Source organism: Paraburkholderia sprentiae WSM5005 (genome assembly GCF_001865575.2).
GTDB classification, from domain to species: Bacteria; Pseudomonadota; Gammaproteobacteria; order Burkholderiales; family Burkholderiaceae; genus Paraburkholderia; species Paraburkholderia sprentiae.
In genome coordinates, this window is sequence record NZ_CP017561.2 from 64703 (window position 1) to 79278 (window position 14576).

Annotated in this window: 14 protein-coding genes; 6 read left to right on the forward strand and 8 right to left on the reverse strand. The window is 64.2% G+C overall.

The annotated features are described in order from the left end of the window. Positions 1 to 3: 3 nt before the first annotated feature. The 3 genes from gatB to BJG93_RS00330 all read left to right on the forward strand — a co-directional run bounded on the left by gatB (position 4) and on the right by BJG93_RS00330 (position 3291). Positions 4 to 1479 carry an Asp-tRNA(Asn)/Glu-tRNA(Gln) amidotransferase subunit GatB gene (gene gatB / locus BJG93_RS00320; RefSeq protein ID WP_027199390.1) on the forward strand — a complete coding sequence of 492 codons (1476 nt, stop codon included), beginning with the start codon at positions 4 to 6 and terminating at the stop codon, positions 1477 to 1479. A 140-nt stretch (positions 1480 to 1619) separates the two neighbouring features. Next, positions 1620 to 2459: a PPK2 family polyphosphate kinase gene (locus BJG93_RS00325; RefSeq protein ID WP_027199391.1), complete on the forward strand. Its 840-nt coding sequence runs from the start codon at positions 1620 to 1622 to the stop codon at positions 2457 to 2459. 52 nt (positions 2460 to 2511) lie between these two features. Then, positions 2512 to 3291 (forward strand): exodeoxyribonuclease III, encoded by a 780-nt coding sequence (locus tag BJG93_RS00330; RefSeq protein ID WP_027199392.1) that lies wholly within the window; start codon positions 2512 to 2514, stop codon positions 3289 to 3291. Between the two features lie 71 nt (positions 3292 to 3362). Here BJG93_RS00330 and BJG93_RS00335 read toward each other — a convergent pair whose 3' ends face one another. The 7 genes from BJG93_RS00335 to argB all read right to left on the reverse strand — a co-directional run bounded on the left by BJG93_RS00335 (position 3363) and on the right by argB (position 10681). Then, entirely contained in the window at positions 3363 to 4589 is a 1227-nt protein-coding gene (locus BJG93_RS00335; protein ID WP_082194703.1) for a M48 family metallopeptidase, read from the reverse strand. A gap of 35 nt (positions 4590 to 4624) precedes the next feature. Beyond that, positions 4625 to 6019 (reverse strand): AmpG family muropeptide MFS transporter, encoded by a 1395-nt coding sequence (locus BJG93_RS00340; RefSeq protein WP_027199394.1) that lies wholly within the window; start codon positions 6017 to 6019, stop codon positions 4625 to 4627. A 14-nt stretch (positions 6020 to 6033) separates the two neighbouring features. Beyond that, positions 6034 to 6642, reverse strand: a complete 609-nt coding sequence (gene metW, locus BJG93_RS00345; RefSeq protein ID WP_027199395.1) for a methionine biosynthesis protein MetW — start codon at positions 6640 to 6642, stop codon at positions 6034 to 6036. Then, positions 6639 to 7784, reverse strand: a complete 1146-nt coding sequence (gene metX, locus BJG93_RS00350) for a homoserine O-succinyltransferase MetX (RefSeq protein ID WP_027199396.1) — start codon at positions 7782 to 7784, stop codon at positions 6639 to 6641. The genes metW and metX overlap by 4 nt, the downstream gene beginning before the upstream one ends. A 319-nt stretch (positions 7785 to 8103) precedes the next feature. Next, a complete protein-coding gene (gene slmA, locus BJG93_RS00355; protein WP_027199397.1) occupies positions 8104 to 8814 on the reverse strand; it encodes a nucleoid occlusion factor SlmA in 711 nt (236 codons plus the stop codon). A 41-nt stretch (positions 8815 to 8855) separates the two neighbouring features. Further along, positions 8856 to 9623, reverse strand: coding sequence for a pyrimidine 5'-nucleotidase (locus tag BJG93_RS00360; protein WP_027199398.1), 768 nt, complete (start codon positions 9621 to 9623; stop codon positions 8856 to 8858). Between the two features lie 158 nt (positions 9624 to 9781). Beyond that, the gene (gene argB, locus BJG93_RS00365) at positions 9782 to 10681 is read right to left on the reverse strand and encodes an acetylglutamate kinase (protein WP_027199399.1); all 900 of its coding nucleotides are present in this window, start codon (positions 10679 to 10681) and stop codon (positions 9782 to 9784) included. 263 nt (positions 10682 to 10944) lie between these two features. On the opposite strand from argB, the gene BJG93_RS00370 reads away from it, so the two are divergent. The 3 genes from BJG93_RS00370 to BJG93_RS00380 all read left to right on the forward strand — a co-directional run bounded on the left by BJG93_RS00370 (position 10945) and on the right by BJG93_RS00380 (position 13092). Continuing rightward, the gene (locus BJG93_RS00370; protein WP_082194676.1) at positions 10945 to 11169 is read left to right on the forward strand and encodes a cysteine-rich CWC family protein; all 225 of its coding nucleotides are present in this window, start codon (positions 10945 to 10947) and stop codon (positions 11167 to 11169) included. A gap of 73 nt (positions 11170 to 11242) precedes the next feature. After that, positions 11243 to 12553 carry an ATP-binding protein gene (locus tag BJG93_RS00375; RefSeq protein WP_027199400.1) on the forward strand — a complete coding sequence of 437 codons (1311 nt, stop codon included), beginning with the start codon at positions 11243 to 11245 and terminating at the stop codon, positions 12551 to 12553. Beyond that, positions 12550 to 13092: a response regulator transcription factor gene (locus BJG93_RS00380; RefSeq protein ID WP_027199401.1), complete on the forward strand. Its 543-nt coding sequence runs from the start codon at positions 12550 to 12552 to the stop codon at positions 13090 to 13092. The genes BJG93_RS00375 and BJG93_RS00380 overlap by 4 nt, the downstream gene beginning before the upstream one ends. Before the next feature lie 137 nt (positions 13093 to 13229). On the opposite strand, the gene hslU is transcribed toward BJG93_RS00380, so the two are convergent. Next, a complete protein-coding gene (hslU, locus tag BJG93_RS00385; protein ID WP_027199402.1) occupies positions 13230 to 14576 on the reverse strand; it encodes an ATP-dependent protease ATPase subunit HslU in 1347 nt (448 codons plus the stop codon).

The window sequence follows — 14576 nt, forward strand, 5'->3', positions numbered from 1 at the left end:
ACCATGACCAAAGAATGGGAAGTCGTGATCGGTCTGGAGACCCACACGCAGTTGTCGACGCATTCGAAAATCTTCTCGGGCACCGCGACGCAATTCGGCGCCGCGCCGAACACGCAGGCCAGCCCCGTCGATCTGGCCTTGCCGGGCACGTTGCCGGTGATGAACCGCGGCGCGGTCGAGCGTGCCATTCAGTTCGGCCTCGCGATCGGCGCAACGGTCGCGCCGCGCAGCATCTTCGCGCGCAAGAATTATTTCTACCCCGATCTGCCGAAGGGCTACCAGATCAGCCAGTACGAAATTCCCGTCGTGCAGGGCGGTCAGGTGACGATCCAGGTGCCGGCCAATGAAAAGGCGGGCAAAGAAGCGTACGAGAAAACCATCAACCTGACGCGCGCCCACCTCGAGGAAGACGCGGGCAAGTCGCTGCACGAAGACTTCGCGGGCATGACCGGCATCGACCTGAATCGCGCCGGCACGCCGCTGCTCGAAATCGTCACCGAGCCGGAAATGCGCAGCGCGGCCGAGGCCGTTGCCTACGCGAAGTCGCTGCACACGCTCGTCGTGTGGCTCGGCATCTGCGACGGCAACATGCAGGAAGGCTCGTTTCGCTGCGACGCTAACGTGTCGGTTCGTCCGGTCGGCCAGAAGGAATTCGGCACGCGCACCGAGACCAAGAATCTGAACTCGTTCCGCTTCCTCGAAGAAGCGATCCAGTACGAAGTGCGTCGCCAGATCGAGCTGATCGAAGACGGCGGCACTGTGGTGCAGGAGACGCGTCTGTACGATCCGGACAAGCGCGAAACGCGTTCGATGCGCAGCAAGGAAGACGCGCACGACTACCGCTATTTCCCCGACCCCGACCTGATGCCGCTCGTGATCGACGCCGCGTGGGTCGAGCGCGTGAAGAGCGAGATGCCCGAGCTGCCGGAAGCGATCCAGCAGCGCTTCGTGTCCCAGTACGGCCTCACGCCGTACGACGCGAACGCGCTGACCTCGAGCAAGGCGACGGCCGCTTACTTCGAGGCGGTGGTCGCCAACGTCGGCCCAGCCAACGTGAAGGTCGCGGCGAACTGGGTGATGGGTGAAGTGTCGTCGCAGCTCAATCGCGAAGGCCTCGACATTGCCGCGTGCCCGGTCTCGGCCGCGCAGCTCGCGCTGCTGCTGCAACGCATTGCCGACGGCACGATTTCGAACAAGATCGCGAAGGAAATTTTCCTCGCCATCTGGGAAGAGAAAGCCATCGACGAAGCCGCCGCCGATCGCATCATCGAGGCGAAGGGGTTGAAGCAGATTTCGGACACCGGCGCGCTCGAAGCAATCATCGACGAAGTGCTCGCCGCGAACCAGAAGTCGGTCGACGAATATCGCGCCGGCAAGGAAAAGGCGTTCAACGCGCTGATCGGCCAGGCGATGAAAGCGACCAAGGGCAAGGCCAACCCTGCTCAGGTCAACGAATTGCTCAAGAAGAAGTTGTCCTGAGTTGAAGTGCCGCGGGCGGGCGTGACCACGCCTGCGCCATCACGGGCTGTTGCCGGATCGAAGCAGGGCAACGGCCCGTTTTATTTTGGGAACCGCTTCAACCGGCGGATCGTACGTAAGCGCAGACCACGGAGTGTGGCATGGCAAAGCAACCCGACCTCGACGATTTCCTCGTGCCGTATTTCGAAGACGGCAAGAAAAAAGACCACTTCTCGCTCGACGATTTCGATCCCAAGGCGAAGCCGTTTTCGAGCGGCGCGAAAGATGCGGACCGCGCGCGTCTGTCGGAGATCGGCCTGCTGCTGGACAATTTGCAGGAACGGCTGCACGCGCAGCGCAAGCGCCGCATGCTGCTGGTGCTGCAAGGCATGGACACGAGCGGCAAGGACGGCACGATCCGCGCGGTGTTTCACGAAGTCGATCCGCTTGGCTTGCGCATCGTGCCGTTCAAGGCGCCGACGCCAGTCGAGCTCGCGCACGACTTCCTGTGGCGCGTGCATTCGCAGACACCCGCGGCCGGCGAGCTGACGATCTTCAACCGCAGTCACTACGAAGACCTGCTCGTGCCGACGGTGCAGGGCGAGCTCGACGCCGACGCGTTCCAGCAGCGTTGCCGCCACATCCGCCAGTTCGAGGAGATGCTTGCGTGCAGCGGCACGACGATCCTCAAGTGCATGCTGCACATTTCGAAGGACGAGCAGCGCACGCGTTTGCAGGCGCGCATCGACGATCCGGTGAAGCACTGGAAGTTCGACGTGTCGGATCTCGACGCGCGCAAGCAGTGGAACGTGTATCAGTCCGCCTATCGCGACGCGCTGGCCGCGACGTCGACCGACTACGCGCCGTGGTACGTGATTCCGGCCGACTCGAAGACGCATCGCAACGTGATGGTCGGCGAACTCCTGCTGCGCACGCTCGACGCGTTGAAGCTCGAATATCCGCCGGCCAAGGAATCGCTGAAGGGCGTCAAGGTCGAGTGAACGCGGCCTCGCCCCTTAGCTTCAGAAACGAATCGAACAAAAGAGGAACGACATGTTGCGTGTGATTACCGCCAACCTAAACGGCATCCGCTCGGCGGCGAAGAAAGGCTTTTTCGACTGGTTCGGCGAACAAGGCGCCGACGTGCTGTGCGTGCAGGAAATCAAATGCTCGCAGGACGACATGACACCGGAGTTCATGGCGCCGCACGATTTCACCGGCTATTTCCAGCATGCGGTGAAAAAGGGTTATAGCGGCGCGGGCGTCTATACGCGGCACGAGCCGGACCAGGTAGTGATCGGCTTCGGCAGCGAGGAGTTCGACCCGGAAGGGCGCTATGTCGAGCTGCGTTTCGGCAAGCTGTCGGTGATCTCGGTGTACGTGCCGTCGGGATCGAGCGGCGACGAGCGCCAGCAAGCCAAATTCCGTTTCATGGACGAGTTCATGCCACATCTCGCCGAGCTGGCGAAGGAGCGCGAGGTGATCGTGTGCGGCGACGTGAACATCGTGCACAAGGAAATCGACATCAAGAACTGGAAGAGCAACCAGAAGAATTCGGGTTGCCTGCCCGAAGAGCGCGCGTGGCTCGACAAACTGTTCGACGAAGTCGGTTACGTCGACGTGTTCCGCACGCTCGATCAGCGCCCCGAGCAGTACACGTGGTGGAGCAATCGCGGCCAGGCGTATGCGAAGAACGTCGGGTGGCGGATCGATTACCAGATCGCGACGCCAGGTATTGCGAGCAAAGCGAAGCGCACCGATGTGTTCCGCGACATCAAGTTCAGCGACCATGCGCCGCTGACCGTCGACTACGACCACAAGGTCGAAAAGTGAGCCTACCGACCGCGCCGGGTGGAGCGCCGCGGCCCGTTAGCAGTCGGTCGAAGCGGGTGTAGAAGCGGGTATCAGTCTCGCGTCGGCTTGCGCGTCGGCCGGCCGATGCCCGCGTAATCGGGCAACTCGTCGACGCTTTTGCCGATTGCCTTCGCGTAGAGCAGCAGCATGTCCGGTAGCCGCTTGATGATGTCTGCGCGGCGCTCCGGCGTGTACGGGTGCACGTAGATGAAGCCCTGCTCGCGATTGCCGCGCGTCGCCAGCGCGAGCTTGTCCCACAGCGTGACCGCCGCGCGCGGATCGAAGCCCGCGCGCGACGCGATATCGCTACCGATCACGTCGGCTTCGGTTTCGTCGGTGCTCTCGTACTTCATTTCCAGCAGACGCGAACCGATGCCGAGCGGCGCCATGCCGAGATCGGCGAGGCCGAACAGTTGCGGGATCGTTCCGGACGAATCGAGCTGGCTCGCCTGCAACTGGCCGAGCCGCATGCGCGCGTGCTCGCGCAACGCGTGCGCGATCTCGTGACCGATCAGCATGCCGACCTCGTGGTCGTTCAGGCGCAAGCGATCGAGTAGCCCGCTATAGACGACAATCTTGCCGCCCGGCAGGCAATACATGCGGATGTCGTTCGAGCGCACCACCGCGACTTCCCACTTCCAGCCCTTGGCTCGCTCGTTCCATTTCAGCGAGTACGGAATCATCCGGTCGATGATTGAGCGCACGCGCATCACGCGTGCGTCGGTGTCGCCGTACAGGCGTCTCGCGTGGCTGGCGCCGTAGACGATCTGGTTGAATTCCTCGGCAGCCTGCACCTCCAGCATCGACGACGGGATCAGGTTGCGGAAGACCATGTAGCCGCCGTAGCGCAGTTGCGGGCTTACGTAATACGGCGGCGGTACGGCCGCGGGGGCCGATGCCGCGGCGGGCGGCTTGGCGGTGACGGGCGGTTGCGTGGAAGTGGCGGCGGGCGGGGCGCTACCGCTAGTGCTGGGCGTGCTTGGGGCACCGGCGTTAGCGTTGTTATTCGTGCCAGCATTGGCGCCGCCGGCGCCGCTGTTGCCAGGCGCAGCCGGCGTCGCGTTTTCGGCGCTGGCGCCGCTTGTCGCGGATTTGGCCGCAGGCGTCGGAGCGGGACTGGGGGTCGAACCGTTCGTGGTCGCGGCCGCAGCAGCCGGCGCAGGAGCTTGCGCGCCGCTCACCGGACTGGCGCCAGTCGTCGCCGCGCCGGCCGCATGGGCGCTCGCTGGCATCGCCAGCGCGAGGCTCGCGCAGCCCAGCATGCAGACGGCGCTCATTGCGGCGCGGCGCGGGCCACTCGGAAACGGTACCTTCACGACCGATCCCTCCACGGCGCGATACGCAACAGCAGCAGCATGCCGGGCACCGCGAGCGCGGTACAGAGGACGAAGTAATCGAACCAGCCCATCCGCGCGACCACAAAGCCGCTCGCCGCCGACGCGAGCGTGCGCGGCACCGACGCGAGACTCGTGAACAGCGCAAACTGCGTCGCGGTGTAGCGCGGATCGGTGGTGCTCGCAATGTACGCGGTGAACGCGGCCATCGTCAGCCCGGTGGCGAAGGTCTCGAAGCCGTACACGAGCGCGAGCGCGACCGAGCGCGGATCGAGCTGTACGCTCCAGTCGATGCCGACGAACGACAGCAGCTTCGTCGTCCCCTGGCTGAGTGCGACCGCGATGTTGTAAATCGCGGCAAGTCCGGGCGAATCCGGGCCCAGATGCGCGAGCCACGCGAAGCCGAGCGTTGACACCATCTGCAGCAAACCGAATATCCACAAGCCACGGCCGATGCCGATCTTCATCAGCCAGATGCCGCCGACGATGCCGCCCGCGAGACTCGCACCAAACGCCGTGGTCTTCGCGATCACGCCGATCTGCGTGCGCGAAAAGCCGATGTCGAGGAAGAACGACGTGGACAGCGTGGTCGCCATCGTATCGCCGAGCTTGTACAGGAAGATGAAGCCGAGCACGAAAAGGGCAGCGCGCCAGCCGTCGCGCTGAATGAATTCTCTGAACGGCTCGACGATCGCCTCGCGCAGATTCTTCGGCGGCTCGCCGTGCACCTCGGGCTCGCGCACGACCAGCGTCATCAGAACGCCCGGCAGCATGAACGCGGCCGTCACGATGAACACGGTGCTCCACGGCAGATGGTCGGACAAAATCAGCGCGAGCGAACCGGGCACGAGCGCCGCGATCTTGTACGCGTTCACGTGCACCGCGTTGCCGAGGCCTTGCTGGGTATCGCTGAGCAATTCACGCCGGTAAGCGTCGATCACGATGTCGGAACTCGCGCCGAAAAACGCGACCAGAGCGGTCAGCGCGGCGACGGTCCAGATCGATTCGCGCGGCGACACGACCCCAAGTGTCGCCATCGCGCCGGCCACGAGCAATTGCGTGACGAGCATCCAGCCGCGCCGTCTGCCGGGCCGCCAGCCCGGCAGACGCGGCACGTAGCGGTCCATCAGCGGTGCCCAGACGAATTTCCAGGTGTACGGAAACTGGATCAGCGCGAACAGGCCGATTTCCTTCAGATTGACGCCTTCCGATCGCAGCCACGCCTGCACCAGGTAGACGAGCGTAAACAGCGGCAATCCCGACGTGAAGCCGAGAAAGACGCAAATCAGCATGCGCGTATTCAAAAACGCGCGCCAGCCAGGATGTTCTTCGTGAGCGGTAAGTGCGGGCGCCTCGTGCGGCGGGTTCGACATGTGGATAAGTGAGGTTAGCTTTTCTTGACGCGATAGACCGCAAGACTACCACGCCAGTTCACGCCCCAACGCACCACCTGTCCGTCGTGCAGCACGACGCGATCGACAATCTCGATGCCGACTTCGGGCGCGAGCGCTTCGAAGTCCTTGATCGTCAGCACACGCACGTTCGGCGTGTTGTGCCATTGATAAGGCAGCGACTTCGACACCGGCATGCGCCCCTGCAGCACCGACAGCCGATGCGCCCAGTAGCCGAAATTCGGAAACGACACGATGCATTGCTTGCCGACGCGCACCGTCTCGCGCAGGATCGCCGCGGTCTGATGAATGGTCTGCAGCGTCTGCGACAGCACCGCGAAATCGAAGCTGCCGTCTTCGAACAGGCGCAGCCCATCTTCGAGATTCTGCTGGATCACGTTGACGCCGTTCTGCGTCGCGGCGAGCACGCCCGCGTCGTTGATCTCGATGCCGTAGCCCTGCACGTCCAGTTCCTCGTTCAGCAGCGACAGCAGCGAGCCGTCGCCGCAGCCGAGATCGAGCACGGTCGCGCGCGGTTCCACCCAGCGGGCGATCGCGCGGAAGTCCGGGCGCAATGCGAGGTAATCAAGTGCTCGCTGGTTCATGCGTTGACCTCGTTGGCAATGCGTTCGTAGTAGGCGCGCAGCAGGTTGTGATAGCGCGCGTCGTCGAGCAGGAAGGCGTCGTGGCCGTGCGGCGCGTCGATCTCCGCGTAGGTGACCGTGCGCTTGTGGTCGAGCAGCGCCTTCACCAGTTCGCGTGAGCGTGCCGGCGCGAAGCGCCAGTCGGTCGAGAAGCTCGCGATCAGATACTTCGCGGTGGTGTGCGCGAGCGCGGCGGTCAGATCGCCGTCAAAGGCCTTGGCGGGATCGAAGTAGTCGAGCGCGCGCGTGATCAGCAGGTAAGTGTTCGCGTCGAAGTAGTCGGCGAACTTGTCGCCCTGATAACGCAGATACGATTCCACTTCGAACTCGACGTCGAAGCTGAAGTTGTAGTCATCGAGCGCGCCTTCCGCGCGACGCAGCGAGCGGCCGAATTTCTCGGCCATGTCGTCGTCCGACAGATAGGTGATATGGCCGATCATTCGCGCGACGCGCAGGCCGCGCTTCGGCTTCACGCCGTGCGCATAGTAGTTGCCGCCGTGGAAGTCAGGGTCCGACAGAATCGCCGAGCGTGCGACCTCGTTGAACGCGATGTTTTGAGCGGACAGTTTCGGCGTCGACGCGACGACGATGCAATGCGCGACCCGCTCCGGATACATCATGCTCCACGCAAGCGCCTGCATGCCGCCGAGACTGCCGCCCATCACGGCAGCGAAGCGCGTGATGCCGAACGCGTCGGCGACGCGCGCCTGGGCGTTGACCCAGTCTTCGACGGTGACGACCGGAAAGGTCGCGCCATACGGCTTACCGGTCGCGGGGTCGATGCTCATCGGCCCGGTCGAGCCGAAGCACGAGCCGAGGTTATTCACGCCGATCACGAAAAACTTGTCGGTATCGAGTGGCTTGCCCGGGCCGACCATGTTGTCCCACCAACCGATGTCCTTCGGATCGTCGGCGTACACGCCCGCCACGTGATGCGATGCGTTCAGCGCATGGCAAACGAGCACCGCATTGCTGCGCGCGGCATTGAGCGTGCCGTAGGTCTCGACCATCAGGTCGTAGGCTGCCAGCGAGCTACCGTTGCGCAATGGCAGCGGCTCGGTGAAATGCATTTTCTGGGGAGCGACGATGCCGATGGATTCCATTCATTCCGCCATTGAGTCAACAGGGCGGCTAAACGGCGTCGGCGAAGCACGAAGAGAAGGACTGTGTGCGCAGCTGACGACCTCTTTAGCCGCATTTATAGTGAACCGCGGGCCTGGGGCCAAGGGTTCGCGCGCCCGCAATCGAGTCAGCAAATCGGCGCGTGAAAGGGTGTGAAACCGGGTGCAACGTGTTCGGGATGCCTCGGCGCGGTTCAGTGTGCATCGAAGACCGCGACGGCGTCAGGCGCAAAGTATAGCGGAAAACTCCGCGCGGCAGCGGTGCGGGCGGTGCAGCGCGAGGGGCTCGAGTCCTCGCGGACTACTGAAGAATCAGCAGCAGTTGCTCCTCTGCGTGTTCGGCGGGCGGCCGCGCGAAACCACTGCGCGCATAGCGATGCCAGCGGCCGATCACGTAGCTCACCAGCAGGCTCGCGCGAATCGCGGGATCGTAATCGGCGGGCGGCGCGGTGGCGTGCGGCGGGGTCTGCGGCGCGGCGTTGTCGGTGGTGTCGTTATCCACATGTGTAAGCGCTTCGGTCTGCGCGAGCCGCAAGCACTGCCTGAGCGATGCCTCGACGCGCTCGAGCATCTGGTTCACGCGCTCGGTCAGCCGCTCGTGCTCGCCCACCAGCGCTTCGCAGGTCAGCACGCGGGTCATGCCGGGATTTTTCGCAGCGAAGTTGAGCAGCATCAGCGCGATCGCGCGCGCCTGCAGCACGCCGTTGCCTTGCTGACCGGTGATCTGGTTGATGAGCCCGAACAGCGTCTGCTCGATGAACTCGATCAGCCCTTCGAACATCTGCGCCTTGCTAGCGAAATGGCGATACAGCGCGGCTTCGGACACATCGAGCCGGGCGGCGAGTGCGGCCGTGGTGACCTTTTCGCTCTTCGGCGTCTCGAGCATGCTGGCGAGCGTTTGCAGGATGTGCACGCGACGCTCGCCCGGCTTCGGACGCGGTGGGCGCGTAGCGGCGGGCGCCGCGGGGGAGGCTGCGGCTAAGGCTTCGTCAGGCTTGTCGATCGGCTGCATGGCTGTCGCCCCCCGGCTGATGTCGTTGGCGGTTTTCGTCCCTACTGTCCCGGCTTGCGTCCCTTCCATCGAACCGAGCGCGTGCCCAGTCGTAGCGATTTTAGCGAACGAATGCTCCGGTCGACATAATGCGGCCGGCCGGTGCCCGGCAGGCGTGTCGGTACGCCGTTCACATGGGGCTTGCGCGCGAGGTGCCCGGTAATCCATACGGTGCGGATGCCGAGCCGCCGATAGTTTTTCAGGTGCGAACGCGTGTCCTCGACGAGGATCGCTTCTTTGAGCGACACGTGCGCGTCGCGCATCGCGCGGCGCAGCATCGCGTGATCGGGCTTCGCACGCCATTGCCGGCGATCGCGCATGTGCTCGATCGCGATCACTCGCTCGAACAGCCGCTCGATGCGCAGCTCGGCGAGCACCGCGCGCGCGTAGGTTTCGGGCGCGTTGGTGAGCACGATCTTGCGGCCTGGCAGCGCCGCGATCAGACGCGCGATACCGCGCTCGTGACGGATCATCGAGCCGAGGTCGGGGAACGTGTGCACGACCTTCAGGAAGTCGTGCGGGTCGAGCGGATGGTGGCGCGTGAGGCCGAGCAGTGCTGCGCCGTACCGCAGCGTATAGCCGGTGCGCAGACGGTTGGCCTCGTCGATGTCGACGTGCAGCGCGTCGACGATGTACTGGGTCATCCCGCGATTGATCGCGGGGAAAATGGCATGCGACGCGCGGTGCAGCGTGTTGTCGAGATCGAACAGCCAGACTGGCTTGCCGCCTGCGATGTCAGGACGGCGGCGCCGCGAAGGAGGGGTGCGCATGGTGGAGATCTTCAGCCGCTGACGGTCGCTTCAAGGTGCGGATGCGGAGAGTTTGCCGCATCAACGCTCGGGGCTGTGCACCGCCTGCCAGCCGCGAGGTGCGGCGCAGGCGTCGCGCCGCTGAGACGCGACGCCCGTGCCGGGGGATGCGGCAACGATCAATGCGAGCGGATCATCGTGCCGAACGGCTGCTCGGTCAGGATTTCGAGTAGCACCGAGTGTTCGATGCGGCCGTCGATGATATGCACCGAGCGCACGCCGCTCTTCGCGGCATCGAGCGCGGACGAGATTTTCGGCAGCATGCCGCCGGAGATCGTGCCGTCTTCGAACAGGCCGTCGATTTCGCGCGCGGACAGGTCGGTCAGCAGATTGCCTTCCTTGTCCATCACGCCGGGGATGTTGGTCATCATCACGAGCTTTTCGGCGTTCAGCACGACCGCCAGCTTGCCTGCGACGAGATCCGCGTTGATGTTGTACGACAGGCCGTCTTCGCCAGTGCCGATCGGTGAGATCACCGGAATGAACGCGTCGTCCTGCAGTGCCTTCACGACCGCCGGGTTGATCGACTCGACTTCACCGACCTGGCCGATGTCGACGTACTGGCCCGGGTTGTCGCGATCCGGCATCAGCATCTTGCGCGCGTGGATCAGGCCGCCGTCCTTGCCGGTCAGGCCAACCGCCTGGCCGCCGAAGTGATTGATCAGCATCACGATGTCCTGCTGCACCTCTCCGCCGAGCACCCATTCGACGACTTCCATCGTCTCTTCGTCGGTAACACGCATGCCCTGGATGAAGGTGCCCTGTTTGCCGATTTTCTTAAGTGCCTGATCGATTTGCGGACCGCCGCCGTGCACGATGACCGGATTGATGCCGACCAGTTTCAGCAGAATCACGTCGCGCGCGAAGCCCTGCTTCAGACGCTCTTCGGTCATGGCGTTGCCGCCGTATTTGATGACCACGGTCTTGCCGTGATACTGGCGAATATAAGGCAGCGCCTCGGCCAGAATTTCGGCTTTCAGGGTGGGCGCAATCTGCGAGAGGTCGGGAAGCTCGGACATGGCGGCAGGCTCGGGCACGGAACAGTTTAAAACAGCGCGAATTGTACAGGACTGGCGCGCTGCAACAGGGTTTTCGGCAGCGGCGCGAGCGACGGGCGGTGCCAGCTTGCGCACCACCGCGATGGGCCACGGAGCGGGGCGAACGGCAAGCGTAACGCAGTTGCGTGACGGCTGTGCATCGGCCGAACGGACGACTGCACTAAGCCAATCAGTCATGGCATCATGGCCTGACCGCTATCGCCTGCCCTCTGCCGCCACTTGCGATGAAATCGTCCTCCGTCCGCTCCGAACGCAGCGCGCGCTGTCCGCGTTGCGGCAATGCCTTCGACTGCGGCATGCAGACCGAGCCGTCCAGCTGCTGGTGCCGCGCGCTGCCGCCGCTACCGGCCGAGCGGTTGAAGCCGGCCGGCCGGTGTCTGTGCCCGGAGTGTCTGGCCGCGGAAATCGCACAGGCCACACGCGAGGCGAGTGGGGATGAGCGGGCGTGATTTTCCTCCGCGCGGCGCTGCTGCGCGACCAATGCGGCGATGAGCGACGTGTCCGAACCGGTAGACTAGGGTCATGCACCGTATAACCAACACCGGCCGCGTCAATCTCGGTCATCTGTTCTGGCTGCGCAGCCTCGCGATCATCGGTCAGCTGCTGACGATCGCGTTCGTGCAGATCTTCCTCGGCGCGAATTTGCCGTTGCCCGCGATGCTGCTCGTGATCGGGCTCGAAGTGCTGTTCAACGCGCTCACGTGGTGGCGGGTGTCGCGGCAGCGTCCCGAGTCCAACGTCGAGCTGTTCGGGCAGATCTGGGTCGATCTCGGCGCGTTGTCGGCGCTGCTGTTCCTGTCTGGGGGCACCACCAATCCGTTCGTGTCGCTGTACCTGCCGTCGCTCGCGATCGCGGCGGCCGTGCTGCCGTGGTACCTGATGGCGTGGCTGGCGGCGTTCGCGGTCGCGTGCTATGCGATGCTCAGTTTCGATTCCGTCCCGCTCAATCTCGAGAATCCCGCGAACCTGTTCGACTACTACCGCTCGGGCATGTGGGTCAACTTCATGGTCAGCGTGGGGCTGATCGCGTGGTTCGTCGCGCGCATGTCGCGGGCGCTGCGGCTACGTGACGCAGCGCTCGGAGAAGCGCAGCAGCGCTTGCTTCACGACGAACGGGCTGTCGCGCTCGGCGTGCAGGCGGCTACTGTGGCCCACGAAATCGGCACCCCTCTGTCTACAATCGCAATGTTGTCCGAAGAATTGCGCGACGCGGCGCGCACCGACACGGGACTCGCGCCTTACCGCGCCGATCTCGAGTTGCTCGAGCAGCAGATGACGTTGTGCACGTCGGCGCTCGCGCGGTTGCGCAGCCGCGCAACCACCACGACGAACAGCCAGCCGGTCGACGAATGGCTCGAGTCGTTCGCCGAGCAATGGCGCCTGCGCCATCCGCACGTGACGTTCGAGCGAATCGGCACGCCGCCCGCCGATGTCAGTCTCAACGACACGGTGGCTGTCAGCCAGATACTCACGATTCTGCTCGACAACGCCGCGCGCGCGAGCCGCGATCACGTGACGCTGTCGTGCGCGCTCGCGCCTCGCGGTGGCCAGATCGTGTTCGAAGTGTGTGACCACGGTCCGGGCATACCGGCCGCGCTGCGCGGCTCGCTCGGCGCGATGCCGGTGGACAGCACGCAGGGCGGCCACGGCGTCGGTCTGTATCTGGCGTTTTCGGCGGCGGCGCGTCTGAAGGGATCCATCGAGCTGACCGACGCCAACGGCGGGAAGCCGCGCGGCACGCGTGCGGTGCTCCGACTGCCGCTCGCCGCGCGCAAGGTTTCCGGAGCGAGCCCGCGGGGCGCCGCGCCATCCAACACGGAGAAACAGGCATGAGCGAAAAGAATTTCCTGGTGATCGACGATGACGAAGTGTTTTCCGGCATCCTCGCGCGCGGCTTGACGCGGCGCGGCTACACGGTGAGCGAAGCGCACACTGCAGACGAGGCGATCCGGCTCGCGAATCAGCACAAGTTCAGCGAGATCACGGTGGACCTGCATCTGGGGAATGACTCCGGTCTGACGCTCGTCGCGCCGTTGCGCGATTTGCAGCCCGACGCGCGCATGCTCGTGCTGACCGGCTACGCGAGCATCGCCACCGCGGTGCAGGCGGTGAAGGACGGCGCCGACAACTATCTCGCGAAGCCGGCCAACGTCGAGACGATCCTGTCGGCGCTGCAAAGCGAGGCGAGTGCGTTGCAGGCGGAGGAGGCGATCGAGCATCCGCAGCCGCTGTCGGTGGCGCGGCTCGAGTGGGAGCACATTCAGCGTGTGCTCGCCGAACACGGCGGCAATATCTCGGCGACCGCGCGCGCATTGAACATGCATCGGCGCACGTTGCAGCGTAAGTTGGCGAAGCGGCCGGTGAAGCAGTAGGCGGATCGTCCAGCGCGGCGTGGGCTGTTCGAGGCACCGTCGCCGCGGTCTCAGTGGCACGAAACAAAACGGGCTGCCTATGCATAGGCAGCCCGTTGTTTTTCAGGCATCAGTGCCTGGCGATGTCACCGCCGATATCACAGCACGTAGCGCGACAGGTCTTCGTCTTGCGCGACTTCGTTCAACGCGCGATCGACATACGCCGCGTCGATTTGCACAGCACGGCCCGAATGATTGCCGGCCGAGAACGACACTTCCTCGAGCAGCTTTTCGATGACCGTATAAAGACGCCGCGCGCCGATGTTCTCGGTCTTCTCGTTGACCGAGTAGGCGATCTCGGCGAGACGGCGGATGCCATCGTCGGCGAATTCCAGGTGCACGTCTTCCGTCGCGAGCAGTGCCTGGTATTGCTTGACGAGACTCGCATCCGTCGACACCAGGATCGATTCGAAGTCGTTGACCGACAGCGAATCGAGTTCGACGCGAATCGGGAATCGCCCCTGCAGTTCCGGAATCAGATCGCTCGGCTTCGCGAGATGGAACGCGCCGCTCGCGATGAACAGAATGTGATCGGTCTTCACCATGCCGTACTTGGTGTTGATCGTCGTGCCTTCGACGAGCGGCAGCAGGTCGCGCTGCACGCCCTGACGGGATACTTCGCCGCCGCCCGCTTCGTTGCGCGACGCGATCTTGTCGATCTCGTCGAGGAACACGATGCCGTTCTGCTCGACGTTCTGCACCGCCTTGGCCTTCACCTCCTCGTCGTTCAGCATCTTGCCGGCTTCTTCGTCGGTGAGCACCTTCAGTGCTTCCTTGACCTTCATCTTGCGACGTGTCTTCTTGCCGCCGCCGATGTTGGCGAACATCGAGCGGATCTGCTCGGTCATGTCTTCCATGCCCGGCGGCCCCATGATGTCCATGCCGACCTGCGGCTGCTCGACGTCGAGCTCGATTTCCTTGTCGTCGAGCTGCCCTTCGCGCAGGCGCTTGCGGAACGTCTGACGAGTCGTGCTGCCTTCATCGGCGGTGTCGATCGAGCTCGAGCTCGATCCGAAGCCGACCGGCCGTGCCGTGGGCAGCAGGATGTCCAGAATGCGGTCTTCGGCCAGATCGCCCGCCTTGGTCCGCACTTTGCGCATTTCGGTTTCACGGGTCTGCTTGACCGAAATCTCGATCAGGTCGCGCACGATGCTGTCGACGTCGCGGCCCACGTAGCCGACTTCGGTGAACTTGGTCGCTTCGATCTTGATGAACGGCGCGTCCGCGAGCTTCGCGAGACGCCGCGCGATTTCGGTCTTGCCGACGCCGGTCGGTCCGATCATCAGGATGTTCTTCGGCGTAATTTCCTGGCGCAGCGGGTCCTCGACCTGCTGACGGCGCCAGCGGTTGCGCAGCGCGACGGCCACGGCTTTCTTCGCGCGGCCTTGGCCGATGATGTGTTTGTCGAGTTCGGAGACGATCTCGGCGGGGGTCATGGTGCTCAT

Bases quoted from the DNA above. Each gene is read 5' to 3' on its own strand.
- gatB (WP_027199390.1), top strand. From the start codon at position 4: ATGACCAAAGAATGGGAAGTCGTGATCGGTCTGGAGACCCACACGCAG.
- BJG93_RS00325 (WP_027199391.1), top strand. From the start codon at position 1,620: ATGGCAAAGCAACCCGACCTCGACGATTTCCTCGTGCCGTATTTCGAA.
- BJG93_RS00330 (WP_027199392.1), top strand. From the start codon at position 2,512: ATGTTGCGTGTGATTACCGCCAACCTAAACGGCATCCGCTCGGCGGCG.
- BJG93_RS00335 (WP_082194703.1), bottom strand. From the start codon at position 4,589: ATGAGCGCCGTCTGCATGCTGGGCTGCGCGAGCCTCGCGCTGGCGATG.
- BJG93_RS00340 (WP_027199394.1), bottom strand. From the start codon at position 6,019: ATGTCGAACCCGCCGCACGAGGCGCCCGCACTTACCGCTCACGAAGAA.
- metW (WP_027199395.1), bottom strand. From the start codon at position 6,642: ATGAACCAGCGAGCACTTGATTACCTCGCATTGCGCCCGGACTTCCGC.
- metX (WP_027199396.1), bottom strand. From the start codon at position 7,784: ATGGAATCCATCGGCATCGTCGCTCCCCAGAAAATGCATTTCACCGAG.
- slmA (WP_027199397.1), bottom strand. From the start codon at position 8,814: ATGCAGCCGATCGACAAGCCTGACGAAGCCTTAGCCGCAGCCTCCCCC.
- BJG93_RS00360 (WP_027199398.1), bottom strand. From the start codon at position 9,623: ATGCGCACCCCTCCTTCGCGGCGCCGCCGTCCTGACATCGCAGGCGGC.
- argB (WP_027199399.1), bottom strand. From the start codon at position 10,681: ATGTCCGAGCTTCCCGACCTCTCGCAGATTGCGCCCACCCTGAAAGCC.
- BJG93_RS00370 (WP_082194676.1), top strand. From the start codon at position 10,945: ATGAAATCGTCCTCCGTCCGCTCCGAACGCAGCGCGCGCTGTCCGCGT.
- BJG93_RS00375 (WP_027199400.1), top strand. From the start codon at position 11,243: ATGCACCGTATAACCAACACCGGCCGCGTCAATCTCGGTCATCTGTTC.
- BJG93_RS00380 (WP_027199401.1), top strand. From the start codon at position 12,550: ATGAGCGAAAAGAATTTCCTGGTGATCGACGATGACGAAGTGTTTTCC.
- hslU (WP_027199402.1), bottom strand. From the start codon at position 14,576: ATGAGCACCATGACCCCCGCCGAGATCGTCTCCGAACTCGACAAACAC.